Source organism: Variovorax gracilis, assembly GCF_030317115.1.
In the GTDB taxonomy this organism is placed as follows: domain Bacteria; phylum Pseudomonadota; class Gammaproteobacteria; order Burkholderiales; family Burkholderiaceae_C; genus Variovorax; species Variovorax gracilis.
On record NZ_JASZYF010000010.1, the window covers coordinates 54,472 to 68,601 of the forward strand.

11 protein-coding genes are annotated in these 14,130 nt (G+C 66.3%); 5 read left to right on the forward strand and 6 right to left on the reverse strand.

Going from position 1 to position 14,130, the window contains the following annotated elements; genetic code table 11:
• Window positions 1-11 precede the first annotated feature (11 nt).
• Window positions 12-1,253: a pyridoxal-phosphate-dependent aminotransferase family protein gene (locus QTH97_RS19850; RefSeq protein WP_286570174.1), complete on the reverse strand. Its 1,242-nt coding sequence runs from the start codon at window positions 1,251-1,253 to the stop codon at window positions 12-14.
• A gap of 124 nt (window positions 1,254-1,377) precedes the next feature.
• Here QTH97_RS19850 and QTH97_RS19855 point away from each other — a divergent pair, with 124 nt between their 5' ends.
• Complete coding sequence (locus tag QTH97_RS19855) at window positions 1,378-2,073, forward strand: GntR family transcriptional regulator (protein WP_286570320.1); 696 nt, start codon at window positions 1,378-1,380, stop codon at window positions 2,071-2,073.
• 10 nt (window positions 2,074-2,083) lie between these two features.
• Complete coding sequence (locus tag QTH97_RS19860; RefSeq protein ID WP_286570175.1) at window positions 2,084-5,128, forward strand: FAD-binding and (Fe-S)-binding domain-containing protein; 3,045 nt, start codon at window positions 2,084-2,086, stop codon at window positions 5,126-5,128.
• A gap of 115 nt (window positions 5,129-5,243) precedes the next feature.
• Here the strand turns inward: QTH97_RS19860 and QTH97_RS19865 are convergent, their stop codons facing one another.
• Window positions 5,244-6,050 (reverse strand): metallophosphoesterase, encoded by an 807-nt coding sequence (locus QTH97_RS19865; RefSeq protein ID WP_286570176.1) that lies wholly within the window; start codon window positions 6,048-6,050, stop codon window positions 5,244-5,246.
• Between the two features lie 122 nt (window positions 6,051-6,172).
• Between QTH97_RS19865 and QTH97_RS19870 the strand changes: the two genes are divergently transcribed.
• On the forward strand, window positions 6,173-6,346 hold the full coding sequence (locus QTH97_RS19870) for a hypothetical protein (RefSeq protein ID WP_286570177.1): 174 nt from the start codon (window positions 6,173-6,175) through the stop codon (window positions 6,344-6,346).
• A gap of 13 nt (window positions 6,347-6,359) precedes the next feature.
• On the opposite strand, the gene QTH97_RS19875 is transcribed toward QTH97_RS19870, so the two are convergent.
• The gene (locus QTH97_RS19875) at window positions 6,360-7,361 is read right to left on the reverse strand and encodes a LysR family transcriptional regulator (protein WP_286570178.1); all 1,002 of its coding nucleotides are present in this window, start codon (window positions 7,359-7,361) and stop codon (window positions 6,360-6,362) included.
• 108 nt (window positions 7,362-7,469) lie between these two features.
• Here QTH97_RS19875 and QTH97_RS19880 point away from each other — a divergent pair, with 108 nt between their 5' ends.
• On the forward strand, window positions 7,470-8,015 hold the full coding sequence (locus QTH97_RS19880) for a hypothetical protein (protein WP_286570179.1): 546 nt from the start codon (window positions 7,470-7,472) through the stop codon (window positions 8,013-8,015).
• Window positions 8,016-8,162: 147 nt separating this feature from the next.
• On the opposite strand, the gene QTH97_RS19885 is transcribed toward QTH97_RS19880, so the two are convergent.
• The 3 genes from QTH97_RS19885 to QTH97_RS19895 form a co-directional block, all read right to left on the reverse strand.
• Window positions 8,163-10,010: a phosphoenolpyruvate carboxykinase (GTP) gene (locus tag QTH97_RS19885; protein WP_286570180.1), complete on the reverse strand. Its 1,848-nt coding sequence runs from the start codon at window positions 10,008-10,010 to the stop codon at window positions 8,163-8,165.
• 212 nt (window positions 10,011-10,222) lie between these two features.
• On the reverse strand, window positions 10,223-10,375 hold the full coding sequence (locus QTH97_RS19890) for a hypothetical protein (protein ID WP_286570181.1): 153 nt from the start codon (window positions 10,373-10,375) through the stop codon (window positions 10,223-10,225).
• Window positions 10,376-10,465: 90 nt separating this feature from the next.
• Window positions 10,466-11,665, reverse strand: a complete 1,200-nt coding sequence (locus QTH97_RS19895; RefSeq protein WP_286570182.1) for a threonine ammonia-lyase — start codon at window positions 11,663-11,665, stop codon at window positions 10,466-10,468.
• A gap of 121 nt (window positions 11,666-11,786) precedes the next feature.
• Between QTH97_RS19895 and QTH97_RS19900 the strand changes: the two genes are divergently transcribed.
• Window positions 11,787-14,108: an ATP-binding protein gene (locus QTH97_RS19900; RefSeq protein ID WP_286570183.1), complete on the forward strand. Its 2,322-nt coding sequence runs from the start codon at window positions 11,787-11,789 to the stop codon at window positions 14,106-14,108.
• The last annotated feature ends 22 nt before the right edge of the window (window positions 14,109-14,130 follow it).

The following is a 14,130-nucleotide window of genomic DNA, read 5'->3' on the forward strand; positions in this document are numbered from 1 at the left end:
CGCGCGAGCGCTCAGGCCGCCTTCTGCAAGGCGGCCGGCGCGGCATGGCCGGCGAAGTAGTCCATCGTGGCCTGCACGCCGCTGCCGGCGAGCTTCACGCCGGAGAGCTTCAGCCCCATCTCGACGCCGGCGACCATCGCGACGAGCGTCAGGTCGTTGCTGTCGCCGAGGTGGCCCATGCGGAACATGCGGCCCTTGAGCTTGCCCAGGCCGGTGCCCAGCGACAGGTCGAAGCGCTGGTGGATGAGGCGGCGCACCGCATCCGCATCCACGCCTTCGGGAGTGATCACGCCGGTGAGCACCGGCGAGTAGACGGCCGGATCGGCACACTGGATCGGCAGGCCCCAGGCGTTGACCGCGGCGCGGACGCCGGCCGCCCAGCGCTGGTGGCGCGCGAACACGTTGTCCAGGCCCTCGCCGAGGATCATGTCCAGCGCTTCCGAGAGGCCATAGAGCAGGTTGGTGTTCGGCGTGTAGGGCCAGTAGCCGTCCTTGTTCATCTCGACGATCTCGTCCCAGGCCCAGAAGGAGCGGGGCAGCTTCGCGCTCTTCATCGCTTCGAGAGCGCGCGGCGAGATGGCGTTGAAGCTGATGCCCGGCGGCAGCATCAGGCCTTTCTGCGAGCCGCTGATGGTGACGTCCACGCCCCATTCGTCGTGGCGGAAGTCGGCGCTGGCGAGGCCGGAGATGCTGTCGACCATCAGCAGGGCAGGGTGGCCCGCCGCATCGATGGCGCGGCGAACCGACGCGATGTCGGAGGTGACGCCGGTCGAGGTTTCGTTGTGCACCACGCACACGGCCTTGATCTTCTTCTCCGTGTCCTTGCGCAGCCGCGCCTCGATCAGGTCCGCCTGCACGCCACGGCGCCAGCCGGCTGCCTGCGGCAGGTGCTCGTCGGTGCCGTTGAAGGCCAGGAACTCGGTCGAGATGCCCAGCCGGGTGGCCATCTTCTGCCAGAGGGATGCGAAGTGACCGGTTTCGTACATCAGCACGTGATCGCCGGGGCTCAGCGTGTTCGACAGCGCGGCCTCCCACGCGCCGGTGCCGGAAGCCGGATAGATGATGACCGGGTGCTGCGTCTTGAAGATCTTGCGGATGCCTGTGAGCACCTGCCGGCCGAGCGTGCCGAATTCGGGCCCGCGATGGTCGATGGTGGGCAGGCTCATTGCGCGCAGGATGCGATCGGGCACCGGGCTCGGGCCCGGGATCTGGAGGAAGTGCCTACCGGTGGGATGGGAGTCGAGTTGAAGCATGGAGCCGTCCTTTCGCCGTCAGTTTTGCATTCAAAAGACAAATGTGGATGATGGTTATCCCCTACGTCAAGGGGTTGAGGCGCAAAAAATTTGCATTCAAAATGCAACTCAAGGAAATGAACTCATGGCGGAAGTGATCGAAATCTCGCGTCTCGCGCTGCATGACCAGGTGGCGTCGCGGCTGCGCACGATGCTCATCGAAGGCCAGATCGCGCCCGGCGCCAAGCTCAACGAGCGCGAGATATGCGAGCAGTTGCGCGTGTCGCGCACGCCGCTGCGCGAAGCCATCAAGCTGCTGGCGGCGGAGGGGCTGGTCGACCTGCTGCCGAATCGCGGCGCGGTGGCCGTCAAGCTGACCGAGGCCGATGTGGTCAACACCTTCGAGCTGCTCTCGATGCTCGAGGCCATGTCCGGCGAACTTGCGGCGCAGCGCATCACCGACGAGGAACTGGCCGAGCTGCGCGCGCTGCATTACGAAATGATGGCGTGCTTCGCCCGCCGCGACCTCTCCGGCTACTACCGCATCAACGCGCGTATCCACGTCGCGATCAACGACGCGGCCAAGAACCCGGTGCTGACGAGTACCTACCGCTCCATCAACGCCCGCGTGCAGTCGCTGCGATTTCGCACCAACCAGAACGAAGCCAAGTGGGCGGGTGCGGTGGCCGAGCACGAGCGGATGATCGAAGCCCTCAGCGCGCGCGACCCCGTGGCGATGCGGCAGGTGCTGGTCGAACACCTGAACCGGAAGCGCGACACCGTGCTGGAGCTGCTGCGCGCCGGCGAAATCTATCCACGGTCCAACGCGACCAAGACCTGAAGCCTCACCCATGCGCATCGAGCCCGCGAGCCATCTCCAGCCAGCCGGTACCGTCCTGCCCCCCAATGAAACCTGCGAGGCGCTCGCAAGGCGCCTGGCGGCCGAGACGCAGGGCGAGGTGCTCTTCGACGATGCATCGCGCGGCCGCTATGCGACCGATGCGTCGATCTACCAGATCATGCCGGTCGGTGTGTTGGTGCCGAAGACCGAACGCGACATCGCGACCGCCATCGACGTGGCGCGCGATCTCAAGGTGCCGGTGCTGGCGCGGGGCGGCGGCACCAGCCAGTGCGGCCAGACCACGGGCGCGGCGCTGGTCATCGACAACAGCAAGCACTTCCGGCGCGTGCTGGACCTGGATCTCGAACGCCGCACCGTGACGGTGGAGCCGGGCATCGTGCTCGATCACCTCAATGCGCAACTCAAGCCGCACGGGCTCTGGTATCCGGTCGACGTGTCCACCAGCGCACAGGCCACGCTCGGCGGCATGGCGGGCAACAACTCCTGCGGCTCGCGCTCCATCGCCTACGGCAACATGGTGCACAACGTGGCCGGTGCGAGCGCGTGGCTGTCCGATGGCGAACTGGTCGACTTCGGCCCGGTCTCGGACCTGGGCGCGCGCGCGAGCGACATCGCGTTGCACGTGCGGCAACTCGTGGTGCAGCACCGCAGCCAGATCCAGGCGAACTGGCCCAAGGTGCTGCGGCGCGTGGCTGGCTACAACCTCGACATCTTCGACAACCAGAGCGAGAAGCCCTACACCGCGGACGGCAGCGTCAACCTCGCGCACCTGCTGATCGGCGCCGAGGGCACGCTGGCCTATACGCGCAGCCTGACGTTGAAGCTCTCCGAGCTGCCGCGCTCGAAGGTGCTGGGCATCGTCAACTTCCCGACTTTCCACGCGGCGATGGATTCGGCGCAGCACATCGTGAAGCTCGGCCCCACTGCGGTCGAACTGGTCGACCGCACGATGATCGAGCTGAGCCTCGCCAATCCGGCGTTCAGGCCCACCGTCGAGACCGCGCTGATCGGCCGGCCCGCCGCGATCCTGCTGGTCGAGTTCTCGGGCAGCGACAAGGCATCGCTGTTGCCGAAGCTCAAGGATCTGGTCGACCTGATGGGCGAGCTCGGCCTGCCGGGAAGCGTGGTCGAGATGCGCGACGACGCGCCGCAGAAGAACCTGTGGGAAGTGCGCAAGGCCGGGCTCAACATCATGATGAGCCTCAAGGGCGACGGCAAGCCGGTGAGCTTCATCGAGGATTGCGCCGTGCCGCTGGAGCATCTGGCCGAGTACACCGACGGCCTCACCGAAGTCTTCGCCAAGTACGGCAGCCGCGGCACGTGGTACGCGCATGCGTCCGTGGGCACGCTGCACGTGCGGCCGATCCTGGACATGCGCACCGACGGCGCGGCCAAGATGCGAGCGATTGCCGAGGAGGCGAGTGCGCTGGTGCGCAAGTACAAGGGGGCCTTCAGCGGCGAACACGGCGACGGCCTGTGCCGCGGCGAATGGATCGAGTGGCAGTTCGGGCCGGCCCTCAACGAAGCGTTCCGCTCCATCAAGCAGAAGCTCGATCCGGTCAATCTCTTCAACCCCGGCAAGATCATCGATCCGCCGAAGATGGACGACAGCAGCCTGTTCCGCTTCGCCCCCGCGACCGCACCCAAGCCGTACCGGCGCATCCCGCTGACGCCCGTGCTCGACTGGTCCGCCTGGAACGTGCAGGCCGACCCGGTGACGGAAGTGACCACTGCGCCGGGCACCGGCGGCGACATCACGGGCGGCTTCGCCAAGGCCGTGGAGATGTGCAACAACAATGGCCATTGCCGCAAGTTCGACGCCGGCACGATGTGCCCGAGCTACCGCGTGACGCGCGACGAACAGCACCTGACGCGCGGCCGGGCCAACACGCTGCGCCTCGCGATCTCCGGCCAACTCGGCCCCGACGCCTTCACCAGCGAGGCGATGCACGAGACGATGGACCTGTGCGTCGGTTGCAAGGGCTGCAAGCGCGATTGCCCGACGGGCGTCGACATGGCGAAGATGAAGATCGAGTTCCTGTCGCACTACAGGAAGAAGCACGGGCACACGCTCAAGGACAGGCTCATCGCCCGGCTGCCGGACTACGCGCGCGCCGCCAGCCGCATGGCGTGGCTGCTCAACCTGCGCAACACCGTGCCGGGCGCGCGCTGGCTCGGAGAGAAGGTGCTGGGCCTTTCCGCGAAACGCTCGCTGCCGGAGTGGCGCAGCGACACCTTCTGGCGCGTCAGCGATCCGTCGATGTTCGCGAGCCGCGAACAGGCGATCGCCGCTGCGCGAGATGGGCACAAGGTCGCAGTTCTCTTCGTCGACACCTTCAACGGAACCTTCGAGAGCGAGAACGCGCTGGCCGCCGCGCGCGTGCTCAAGGCCGCCGGCTACCTGCTGCACACGGTGCAAAAGGATGGCGGCCACCATTGCTGCGGCCGGACCTACCTTGCCAACGGAATGGTGGACGAGGCCAAGGCCAAGGCCGGAGCGTTGATCGACGCGCTGCTGCCGCTGGCCGACGCGGGTATCGCGATCGTGGGGCTCGAACCCTCGTGCCTGCTGACGCTGCGCGACGAAACCCTGGTCATGGGCTTTGGCGCGAAGGCGCAGTCGGTCGCCGGCCAGGCGCTGTTGTTCGAGGAATTCATCGCGCGAGAGGCGAAGGCCGGCCGTTTCCAGTTGGGGCTGAAGGCGGTCGACAAGCCGATCCTTCTGCATGGCCATTGCCACCAGAAGGCCTTCGGCGCGGTCAGTCCGATCCTCGACGTGCTCAAGCTCATCCCCGGCGCCAAGCCGGAGCTGATCGAGAGTTCATGCTGCGGCATGGCGGGAAGCTTTGGCTACGAGGCGTCCCACTACGAGGTCTCGATGCAGATGGCGGAAGCCAGCCTGCTGCCCGCGGTGCGCCAGAACCCGGATGCCATCGTCGTGGCCGACGGCACCAGCTGCCGGCACCAGATCGCCGACGGCGCGCAGCGCGAAGCGGTTCACGTCGCTCGGCTGCTCGACGCTCAACTCGAATGAAATCGGCGCAGCCGAGACCAGGGAGCCCGCGGAACCGGCTTTGCCGGGCCGCAGGGGTCGCCCCCGGAAGGGGGTTGGCGGCCACGCGAAGTGGGCAAGCCTGGGGGCGAGCTTTTCATGACACCTCGATCAGGAGGTCGGGGCGGAAGTTTTCCTGCTCGTTCTTGCCGACATATCCCAGCGGATTCGCGATCACGCGGCAACCGTCCTTCACGTAGTCGAACTGGCAGTGCAGGTGGCCGTGCAGCCAGAGGTCGGCCTGGGGCAGCAACTCGTCCAGCGAATTGCAGAAGCCCGCGGTGCCGGGGCTGAGCCCGTAGCGAGGATCGGCGCTCGCCAAGGTCGGCGCAAAGTGGGTGATCGCCACCGTGGTGCCGTCGAAGCTTTCGGCCAGTGCGTTGCGGAGCCAGGCCTGGCACGTCAGTGAGTGCTCTCTCAGCGCTTCTGCCAGGAAGATTTCGCCGTTGCGGAGCGTGGCCGCCTTCTGCAGATAGAAGTTGGCGGCGCGCATCGCCTTGCCGCGCTTCTTGAGGGCTTCGGTCATGCTGTCGGTCGGCTCCACGAGCGCGTCGAAGTCGGCCCAGAGGGTGGTGCCGATGAAGCGCACGCCGTCGATGACGCGCGTTTCGCGCTCCAGCCAGCCGATATCCAGCGCGTCGCAGGTTTCGCGAAGGCGGTCGTGGATTTCGTCGAAATCCGCGTTGTCGTATTCGTGGTTGCCCGGGACGTACAGCACCGGCGCCGGCCAGCCGTGGCGCGGGGAAAAACGGCCCAGGCCGAAATCGGGCTCCATCAGGCTGGAACCTGACTGATAGGAGCCGATGTCTCCGGCGAGCACCAGCAGGTCGGCGCCCGCAGCAGGTGCGATCTGGAGGTGCGGATGGACTTCGATGTGGAGGTCCGAGAGCAACTGGAGCTTCATGAATGCAGTCTAGGCCATGGTGTTATGCGCGGAGAGCATAAAGTTGGACTTGGAATATCGGGGAAAACCCTTAATCTTTGTTCATCGTCAATCCACCAGCGCGCCAATGTTCGCGCACCATCATGTTCAGCTTGATCGCCCAAGTGGCCCGCTTCTTCCGTCCCGCCCGTGAAATCAACTCGTCCAGCCCGGCCGCCGTGCTGATGGAGAGCGCCGGCAGCCGCGCCGGCCTGGATGCCCGCCAGGCTCAGGAACTGCGTGTCGCCGCCAGCGCCTGGCTGAGTGTCGTGCGCTGACCCGAGCGCTCCCCTACTTATCCTGTTTCCACCTGGCCTCCGGCGACGCCAGTTCGCCCGGCGTCTTGGCAAAGGCCGCGGCAGCCGACCGCAGCAGTGCCTTCCGCAGCCATTCGTGCGAATGCCCGTGCTGCGCGCGCCGATGCCAGACCGCATCCACGTGCACCAGCGGCTGGTCGAAGGGCAGGTCGCGCAGAACCAGTTGGTCGTCGATGCCTGTCACCCGTACGAAGTGCCGGGGCAGCACGGTCAGCAGATCCGAGTTCGCCACCACCCGGCCGGCCGTGAAAAACTGGTTCACCGTGACCACGATGCGCCGCTCTCGACCCAGCGCGCCCAGCGTCTGGTCGATGAATCCGTAGGGCCGGCCCGAAAAGCTCACCAGCAGGTGGCGTGCGGCACAGTAGTTGTCGAGGGTCAGGGGCTCCGCGGCCAGCGGGTGGTCCCGCCGCATCACGCAGACGTACTCGCCGATATAGAGCCGCTGGGTCTCGAAGGGCACGCCCACGCCCGATTGCCCGCGCGCCGCGAGGCTGGCGATCACTGCAGGAAAGTAGCCGATCGCCATGTCGACTTCCTCCTTCTCCAGCATGGGGCGCGGGTCGCGGGTGGTCAGCGGCAGCACGCGCAGGGAAACCGCGCGCGCCTCCCGTTCGACGATCTCCACCAGGCCCGGCATGAGTTCCGCGGCGGTGGCGTCCGCCATGGCGAGCAGGAAGGTCGTGTCAGCGATCCCGGCATCGAATTCGCCGGGCGCCAGGGTGTGCTGCAACTGCCTGAGCGCATCCCGCACGGTCGGCCACAGCGCCAGCGCGCGCGGGGTCGGTTCCACGCCAGCGCCGGAGCGGCGCACCAGCTCGTCGCCCAGCACTTCGCGCAGCCGTCGCAGCGCATTGCTGACGGCCGGCTGCGTGATCGAAAGATTTCTCGCAGCGCGCGTCAGGTTGCGCTCCGCCATCACTTCGTCGAAGACGCGAAGCAGGTTGAGGTCGAGCGTGCGAAAGTTGACGTCCATCAGTGTTGTGAATGATAAACATCAGAAAGATAAAGTGGCAAAACACTAGGGTAACCCCTAATATCACCGCATCGGCTCCCGCCCTTCGTTCTTTAGGAGGAACGCATCATGACCAGTTTCGTACACGTTGACACCCCCGCAACCCACCCCGGCGTCGTTCGCGCCGAGGAAGTGATCGAGCGCATCCGCAGCGCGCGTCGTGGCTTTGACGGCGCACGTGGCCTGGCCGCGTTGCTCCTTGCCGCGATCGTCTCCTCGCTGCTGGTCGTTGCCGACCGGCTGATGTCCACCTCGGAAGAGGGCGGTCTGCTGGTCGCCTGGGTGGTGCTCTGGGGCGTGGCTTTCGTTGCCATCGCGCTCTTTGCCAGCACGGCCCGCGCCGTGGCTACCCGCGCGGTCGCTTCGGCCCGTGGCGCCTCCCGCCGCCGCGCCGCAGCGCGCGCCGACGAGCAGTTCATGGCGTACGCCAAGCATGACCCGCGCATCCTTCGCGACCTGCAGGCGATCAGCACCCGCCAGGAAGCGGCAGACGTCGCGGCTCCCGTCACCGCCAAGGAGCAAGCGATCGAAGTGGTCGCCAAGCGTTCCGCCAACGTGCGCACGCCGACGCTACACGAAGCGATGCGCCGCGTGAATCTTGGCCAGTACTATTGATCCTCACGCCAGCCGCCCCATAGGCCCCAACAAAAAGCCCCGCAATGCGGGGCTTTTTCGTTGGTGAAACACCGCGGATCCGGCTCTGCTGGTCCGCCGGTGTTGCCTCCCGAAGGGGGCTGGGCGGCGGAAGCCTGGGGGGCGAGCTCAGGCCGCCAGACGCTGCTCGATAGCAGCCTTGGTGGCCGGCAGTTCCTTCGGCAGGTGATGCGCCAGCTGCTGGAACAGTTCAGAGTGCAACTTCAGTTCAGCCTCCCAGGCCGCCTTGTCGATGCTGGTGACGGTGTCGAACTGCGCGGCGCTGAAGTCCAGCCCGGTCCAGTTGAGGTCTTCATAGCGCGGGCTGACGCCAAAGACGTGGTCGGTGCCGTTGCCCTGGCCCTCGATGCGGTCGATCATCCACTTCAGGACGCGCATGTTCTCGCCGTAGCCCGGCCAGACGAACTTGCCGTCCGCGCCCTTGCGGAACCAGTTGGTCGTGTAGATCTTCGGCACCTTGGCGCCCGCGGCCTCGAGCTTCTTGCCCAGGTCCAGCCAGTGCTGGAAGTAATCGCTCATGTTGTAGCCGGCGAAGGGCAGCATCGCGAACGGATCGCGGCGCACCACGCCTTGCTGGCCGGCGGCTGCGGCGGTGGTTTCGGAGCCCATGGTCGCGGCCATGTAGACGCCTTCGACCCAATTGCGGGCTTCGGTCACCAGCGGCACGGTGGTCGAGCGGCGGCCGCCGAAGATGAAGGCGTCGATCGCGACGCCCTTCGGATCGTCCCAGGCTTCGTCGAGCGCCGGATTGTTGATGGCGGCGACGGTGAAGCGTGCATTCGGGTGGGCGGCCTTGGCGCCGGATTCCTTGGCGATGGCCGGCGTCCAGTCCTTGCCTTGCCAGTCGATGGCGTGCGCAGGCGCGTCGCCCATGCCTTCCCACCAGACGTCGCCGTCATCGGTGAGCGCCACGTTCGTGAAGATCACGTCGCGGTCGAGGCTGGCCATGCAGTTCGGATTGGTCTGCATGTTGGTGCCGGGCGCGACACCGAAGTAGCCGGCTTCCGGGTTGATGGCGTGGAGCTTGCCGTCGGCGCCGGGCTTGATCCAGGCGATGTCGTCGCCGATCGTCGTGACCTTCCAGCCCTCGAAGCCGGCCGGCGGGATCAGCATCGCGAAGTTGGTCTTGCCGCAGGCGCTCGGGAACGCGGCGGCCACGTGGTACTTTTTGCCCTGGGGATTGGTCACGCCGAGGATCAGCATGTGCTCGGCGAGCCAGCCTTCGTCGCGGCCCATGTTCGATGCGATGCGCAGCGCGAAGCACTTCTTGCCGAGCAGGGCATTGCCGCCGTAGCCCGAGCCGTAGCTCCAGATCTCGCGCGTCTCGGGATAGTGGACGATGTACTTCGTCTTGTTGCAGGGCCAGGCCACGTCCTTCTGGCCGGCTTCGAGCGGGGCGCCCACGGTGTGGACGCAGGGCACGAATTCGCCGTCGACACCGAGTACCTCGTACACGGCCTTGCCCATGCGGGTCATGATCTTCATGTTGACCGCCACGTAGGGGCTGTCGGACAACTCGATGCCGATGTGCGCGATCGGCGAGCCGAGCGGGCCCATGCTGAAGGGCACGACATACATCGTGCGGCCCTTCATGCAGCCGTCGAACAGCGGCTGCAGGGTGGCGCGCATTTCCGCCGGGGCCATCCAGTTGTTGGTGGGGCCGGCGTCTTCCTTGTTGGCGGAACAGATGAAGGTGCGGTCCTCGACGCGAGCGACGTCGCTCGGATCGGAGGTTGCGAGGAAGGAGTTGGGCCGCTTGGCCGGGTTGAGCTTCTTGAAGGTGCCGGCATCGACCATCAACTGGCAGAGGCGGTCGTACTCTTCGGCACTGCCGTCGCACCAGTGGATGTTGGCGGGCTTGCACAGCGCGGCCATATCGGCCACCCAGGCGATCAGCTTCGCGTTCTTGACGTAGGAGGGTGCCTGCATGGCAAGACCCTTCAGCGGTGCGTTCATCGTCTATCTCCTAAGTTGAAAATCGTCTTTTCGAACGGGACTCGGTTGCCTCGACGGCGAGATCCGTTGGAAAAAACGCTTCCGTCTCGGGAGAACGGCTGCATGGCAGCCGGTACGGACCGGAGAACAGAGGCCGGCGACGGTGCCGACCTGGGCTGGCCTGGGGCGTCCAGCCGCAGCGAGGGCACCCGGTGCCTCACGCGCGGCCTGGTTCAGGCGACGTAGATGGCGATCGACGCCAGCAGGAGCATCAGCACCCCGCCGACCAGCGGCAGCACCAGCGGCATGAGGTGGACGATCGACTCGACCGCGTCTTTTTCGACCGCGGCTGCGTGGCCGGGTTCGATAGGGGTGGGGTGGGACATTGGAGTTCCTTGGGTTCTCAAGACTGAAACCATTTTACCGACTGGTCCAGCGGTCGCGGTCTAGGGGGTTCCCAGACCCCTGGGGGTGCGTCATCTCTGCTCGTCGGCCTCGAAACCGGCCGCGCGCAAGGCGTCCAGCACGGCCGAAAGATGCTCGCGGCCGCGGGTCTGCAGCACCAGCTCGATGTCGACGTTCTGGGCCGCCAGCATGGTGAAAGCGCGCTGGTGGTGCACCTCGTCGATGTTGGCGCCTGCTTCGGCCACGGTGGCGGTGATATGGGCCAGGGAGCCCGGCACGTCACGCGCACTGACCCGCACCCGCGCCAGCCGCCCGGCCCGGACCATGCCCCGTTCGATGATGGCCGCCAGCAGCAGGGGATCGATGTTGCCGCCCGAGAGCACGAGCCCGACGCGCTTGCCCTTGAAGCGCTCCGGATGCCGGATCAGCGCGGCCAGCCCGGCGGCGCCAGCGCCTTCGACCAGGGTCTTCTCGATTTCCAGCAGCATCAGGACTGCCTGCTCGATATCGCCCTCGTCGACCAGCAGCAGGTCGTCGACCTGGCTGGCGATGATGTCGCGTGTCAGCAGGCCCGGCGTGCCCACCGCGATGCCTTCGGCGATCGTGCTGGCGCCTTGCGGATGGTGCGTGCCCTGCACGGCGTTGACCATCGCCGGAAAGCGCGTCGTCTGGACGCCGACGATTTCGATGCCGGGCTTGCGGGCGCGTGCGGCGATTGCCATGCCGGCGATCAGTCCGCCGCCGCCGACCGACACCACCAGCGCGTCGAGGTCGGGGACCGCATCCAGCATCTCCAGCGCCACCGTGCCCTGTCCGGCGATGATGGCCTCATCGTCGTAGGGGTGGACGAAAGTGAGTCCTTCGCGCTCCGCCAGTGCCAATGCGTGGGCACGCGCCGCATCGAGCGAGTCGCCGTGCAGAACGACTTCGGCGCCGAAACCGCGCGTCCGCTCGATCTTCACGCCCGGCGTGAAGCGCGGCATCACGATCAGCGCCCGCAGCCCGAGGCGCTGTGCGTGGTAGGCCACGCCCTGGGCGTGATTGCCCGCGGACATGGCGATCACACCCCGCGTGCCACCCTCCGAGAGATCGACCAGCTTGTTACATGCGCCCCGTTCCTTGAACGAGGCGGTGAACTGCAGGTTCTCGAACTTGAGGAAAACCTGCGCTCCGACGATTTCGGAGAGCGTGCGCGATTCCACGCACGGCGTGTCGAGCACCTGCCCGTGCAGGCGACTCGCGGCGCGTTCGATGTGTTCGATTCCAACCATCCGGGGAATTGTGGCCGGAATTGCAACTTCCGCGCTGTTACCCGTCATGAGGCTTCCCCAAGCCAAAAGTCTGCGTTATGGTCGCGCTCAGATTCAGTTTGCGCTCAATGGGGGATTCCCGATGGTCAAGCGTTCCGGCGTCGATGTCGTGGCTGCGGTTCCCCGCGGCCATGCATTGCCATCGCCCGGACTCAAGGAAGCGCCGGTGCTCGAACTCATGTGTTCGCACTTCGTGCTGACCCTGGCGGCCAAGCAAGGCCCGCGCTTCAACGTGCGTCGCGACCTCAACGGACTGCTTTCGCTCACGGGCCGCCATCTCGTATGGCCCCTGCCGGTCCTCCAACGCTTGCGCGAGTTCCTGGGGCGCCGCTGCGCCGGCAACGAGATCTGGAAGGGCGTCGAGGACTACGACGGCCGCACGCTGCTCGAACGGCACGGCGTCTGGCGCGGGCCTTATGAAGAAGGCACCCTGTTCTTCTATCTGGACGAATACGCCAAGGACCAGCCGAAGGACCTGCTGTCGGTACTGTCCGTCACGCGCGACTGGCTCACGCATGCGCTGCGCAAGCAGTCCACCCTGGTCGAAAAGAACATCGACGCGCTCGCCGGGCTGCTGCAGCTCAACAAGGCGGAACGTGCGCTGCTGCTCTACGGCACGCTCGCGCGCTACCAGCGCGACTTGCGCTCGCTGCTGGTCGAGTTCAAGGTCAACAACGCGCCGGAGGCCTATGCGGCCATCGCCGAAGTGGCTGGCGTCAACGCCAGCGAGGTGGGCGAGGCGCTGCGCGCGGGGTCGCGCCTGGAGCGCATCGGCCTGGTCGAGAACCTGATTTCCGAACACAACATCACCGATCTCGCCGATCTCATGAAGGTCAGCGAGAAGCTCCCGCCAGTGTTGATGCGCGAATATCGTGACCGCAACGAACTGATGGCCGTGTTCACGCGCCCCTCTGCCAAGAGTTCGCTGTCGGTGCACGACTTTTCCTTCGTCGAGGACGATGCGCAGATGCTGGTGACGCTGCTGCGCGCGGCTGTGGCTCGCAAGGAGCCGGGCGTCAACGTGCTGCTCTACGGCCCGCCCGGCACCGGCAAGACCGAATTGGCCAAGGTCGTCGCGCAGGCCGCGGGGCTTGAGTTGTTCGAGGTCGAATACGCCGACCGCGACGGCAACTCGCTCTCGGGGCGCGACCGCTACCGTTCGCTCCAGATCGCACAGGTGTTCCTCAAAGGCAGCGAACAGGCCGCGCTGCTTTTCGATGAAGTGGAAGACGTCTTCCCGCCGATCAGCACCGAGGCCGCGCAGATCATGGCGCGCGCCGAGCAAATTCCTTCGCCCACCAGCGGCAGCGTGAGCGGCAAGGCCTGGGTGAACCAGATCCTCGAATCGAATGCGGTGCCGACGCTGTGGGTCACCAACCGCATCGAGCAGATCGATCCGGCGTTCCGCCGCCGCTTCGCCTATCACCTCGAGCTGAAATCGCCGCCGCCGGGTGCGCGCGAGCAACTGGTGCGCAGGACGCTCGAAGGCGTTGCCGTGTCGGAAGCCTTCACCGCCAAGCTGGCAGGCCGCAAGGGCCTGACGCCCGCGCAGATCCGCACGGCGGTGCGCTTCGCGGAACTCGCGATGACCGATGGCGGTTCGGTCGAGGTCCTGATCGAGCGCCAGCTCAAGAACGCCGACCTGGCGCTGGGCACGCTCGACACCTTGGGCGCACGCCGCAGCGTCACCACCTACGACCTCGCGATGCTGAACGTCGAGACGCGCTTCGAGATTCCGCGCATCGTCGAGGCGCTGAAGGCGCGCGGCCACGGCACCCTGTGCTTCTACGGCGCGCCGGGCACCGGCAAGACCGCGCTCGCCGAGCACATCGCCAAGGCGATCGGCCGGCCGCTGATCATCAAGCAGGCGAGCGACCTCATGAGCAAGTACGTCGGCGAGACCGAGCAGAACATGGCCGCCATGTTCAAGGAAGCGGAAGCGGAGAAGGCGATCCTGCTGCTCGACGAGGCCGACAGCTTCCTGCAGGACCGCCGCGGCGCGCAACGTACCTACGAAGTGACCGAAGTCAACGAGATGCTGCAGGGCATGGAGCGCTTCGACGGCATCTTCGTGTGCACCACCAACCTGCTCGACCGCATCGACCAGGCGGCGTTGCGCCGCTTCACCTTCAAGATCAAGTTCATGCCCTTGACCGGCGAGCAGCGCGAGCGCATGTTTGTCACCGAAGCCCTCGACGGCGACGCGATGCGTCTGACGAGCGAGATCAAGTTTCGGCTGGCCAAGCTCTCGCAGCTTTGCCCGGGCGATTTCGCGGCCGTGAAAAGGCAAACGGATATCCTTGCGGTTTCGTTCTCGGCCAGCGAGTTCCTCGACCAGCTGGACGCCGAGCATCGGATCAAGCCGGAAGTGCGTGAATCGCGCGGCATCGGCTTCGTCCAATAAGACCACCATGACGGCAGCGCCG

What these genes read in the sequence shown, in the direction of transcription:
- QTH97_RS19870 (WP_286570177.1), top strand. Translation starts at nt 6,173, where the DNA reads ATGTTCAGCTTGATCGCCCAAGTGGCCCGCTTCTTCCGTCCCGCCCGT.
- QTH97_RS19850 (WP_286570174.1), bottom strand. Translation starts at nt 1,253, where the DNA reads ATGCTTCAACTCGACTCCCATCCCACCGGTAGGCACTTCCTCCAGATC.
- QTH97_RS19855 (WP_286570320.1), top strand. Translation starts at nt 1,378, where the DNA reads ATGGCGGAAGTGATCGAAATCTCGCGTCTCGCGCTGCATGACCAGGTG.
- QTH97_RS19900 (WP_286570183.1), top strand. Translation starts at nt 11,787, where the DNA reads ATGGTCAAGCGTTCCGGCGTCGATGTCGTGGCTGCGGTTCCCCGCGGC.
- QTH97_RS19885 (WP_286570180.1), bottom strand. Translation starts at nt 10,010, where the DNA reads ATGAACGCACCGCTGAAGGGTCTTGCCATGCAGGCACCCTCCTACGTC.
- QTH97_RS19890 (WP_286570181.1), bottom strand. Translation starts at nt 10,375, where the DNA reads ATGTCCCACCCCACCCCTATCGAACCCGGCCACGCAGCCGCGGTCGAA.
- QTH97_RS19860 (WP_286570175.1), top strand. Translation starts at nt 2,084, where the DNA reads ATGCGCATCGAGCCCGCGAGCCATCTCCAGCCAGCCGGTACCGTCCTG.
- QTH97_RS19865 (WP_286570176.1), bottom strand. Translation starts at nt 6,050, where the DNA reads ATGAAGCTCCAGTTGCTCTCGGACCTCCACATCGAAGTCCATCCGCAC.
- QTH97_RS19875 (WP_286570178.1), bottom strand. Translation starts at nt 7,361, where the DNA reads ATGGACGTCAACTTTCGCACGCTCGACCTCAACCTGCTTCGCGTCTTC.
- QTH97_RS19880 (WP_286570179.1), top strand. Translation starts at nt 7,470, where the DNA reads ATGACCAGTTTCGTACACGTTGACACCCCCGCAACCCACCCCGGCGTC.
- QTH97_RS19895 (WP_286570182.1), bottom strand. Translation starts at nt 11,665, where the DNA reads ATGGTTGGAATCGAACACATCGAACGCGCCGCGAGTCGCCTGCACGGG.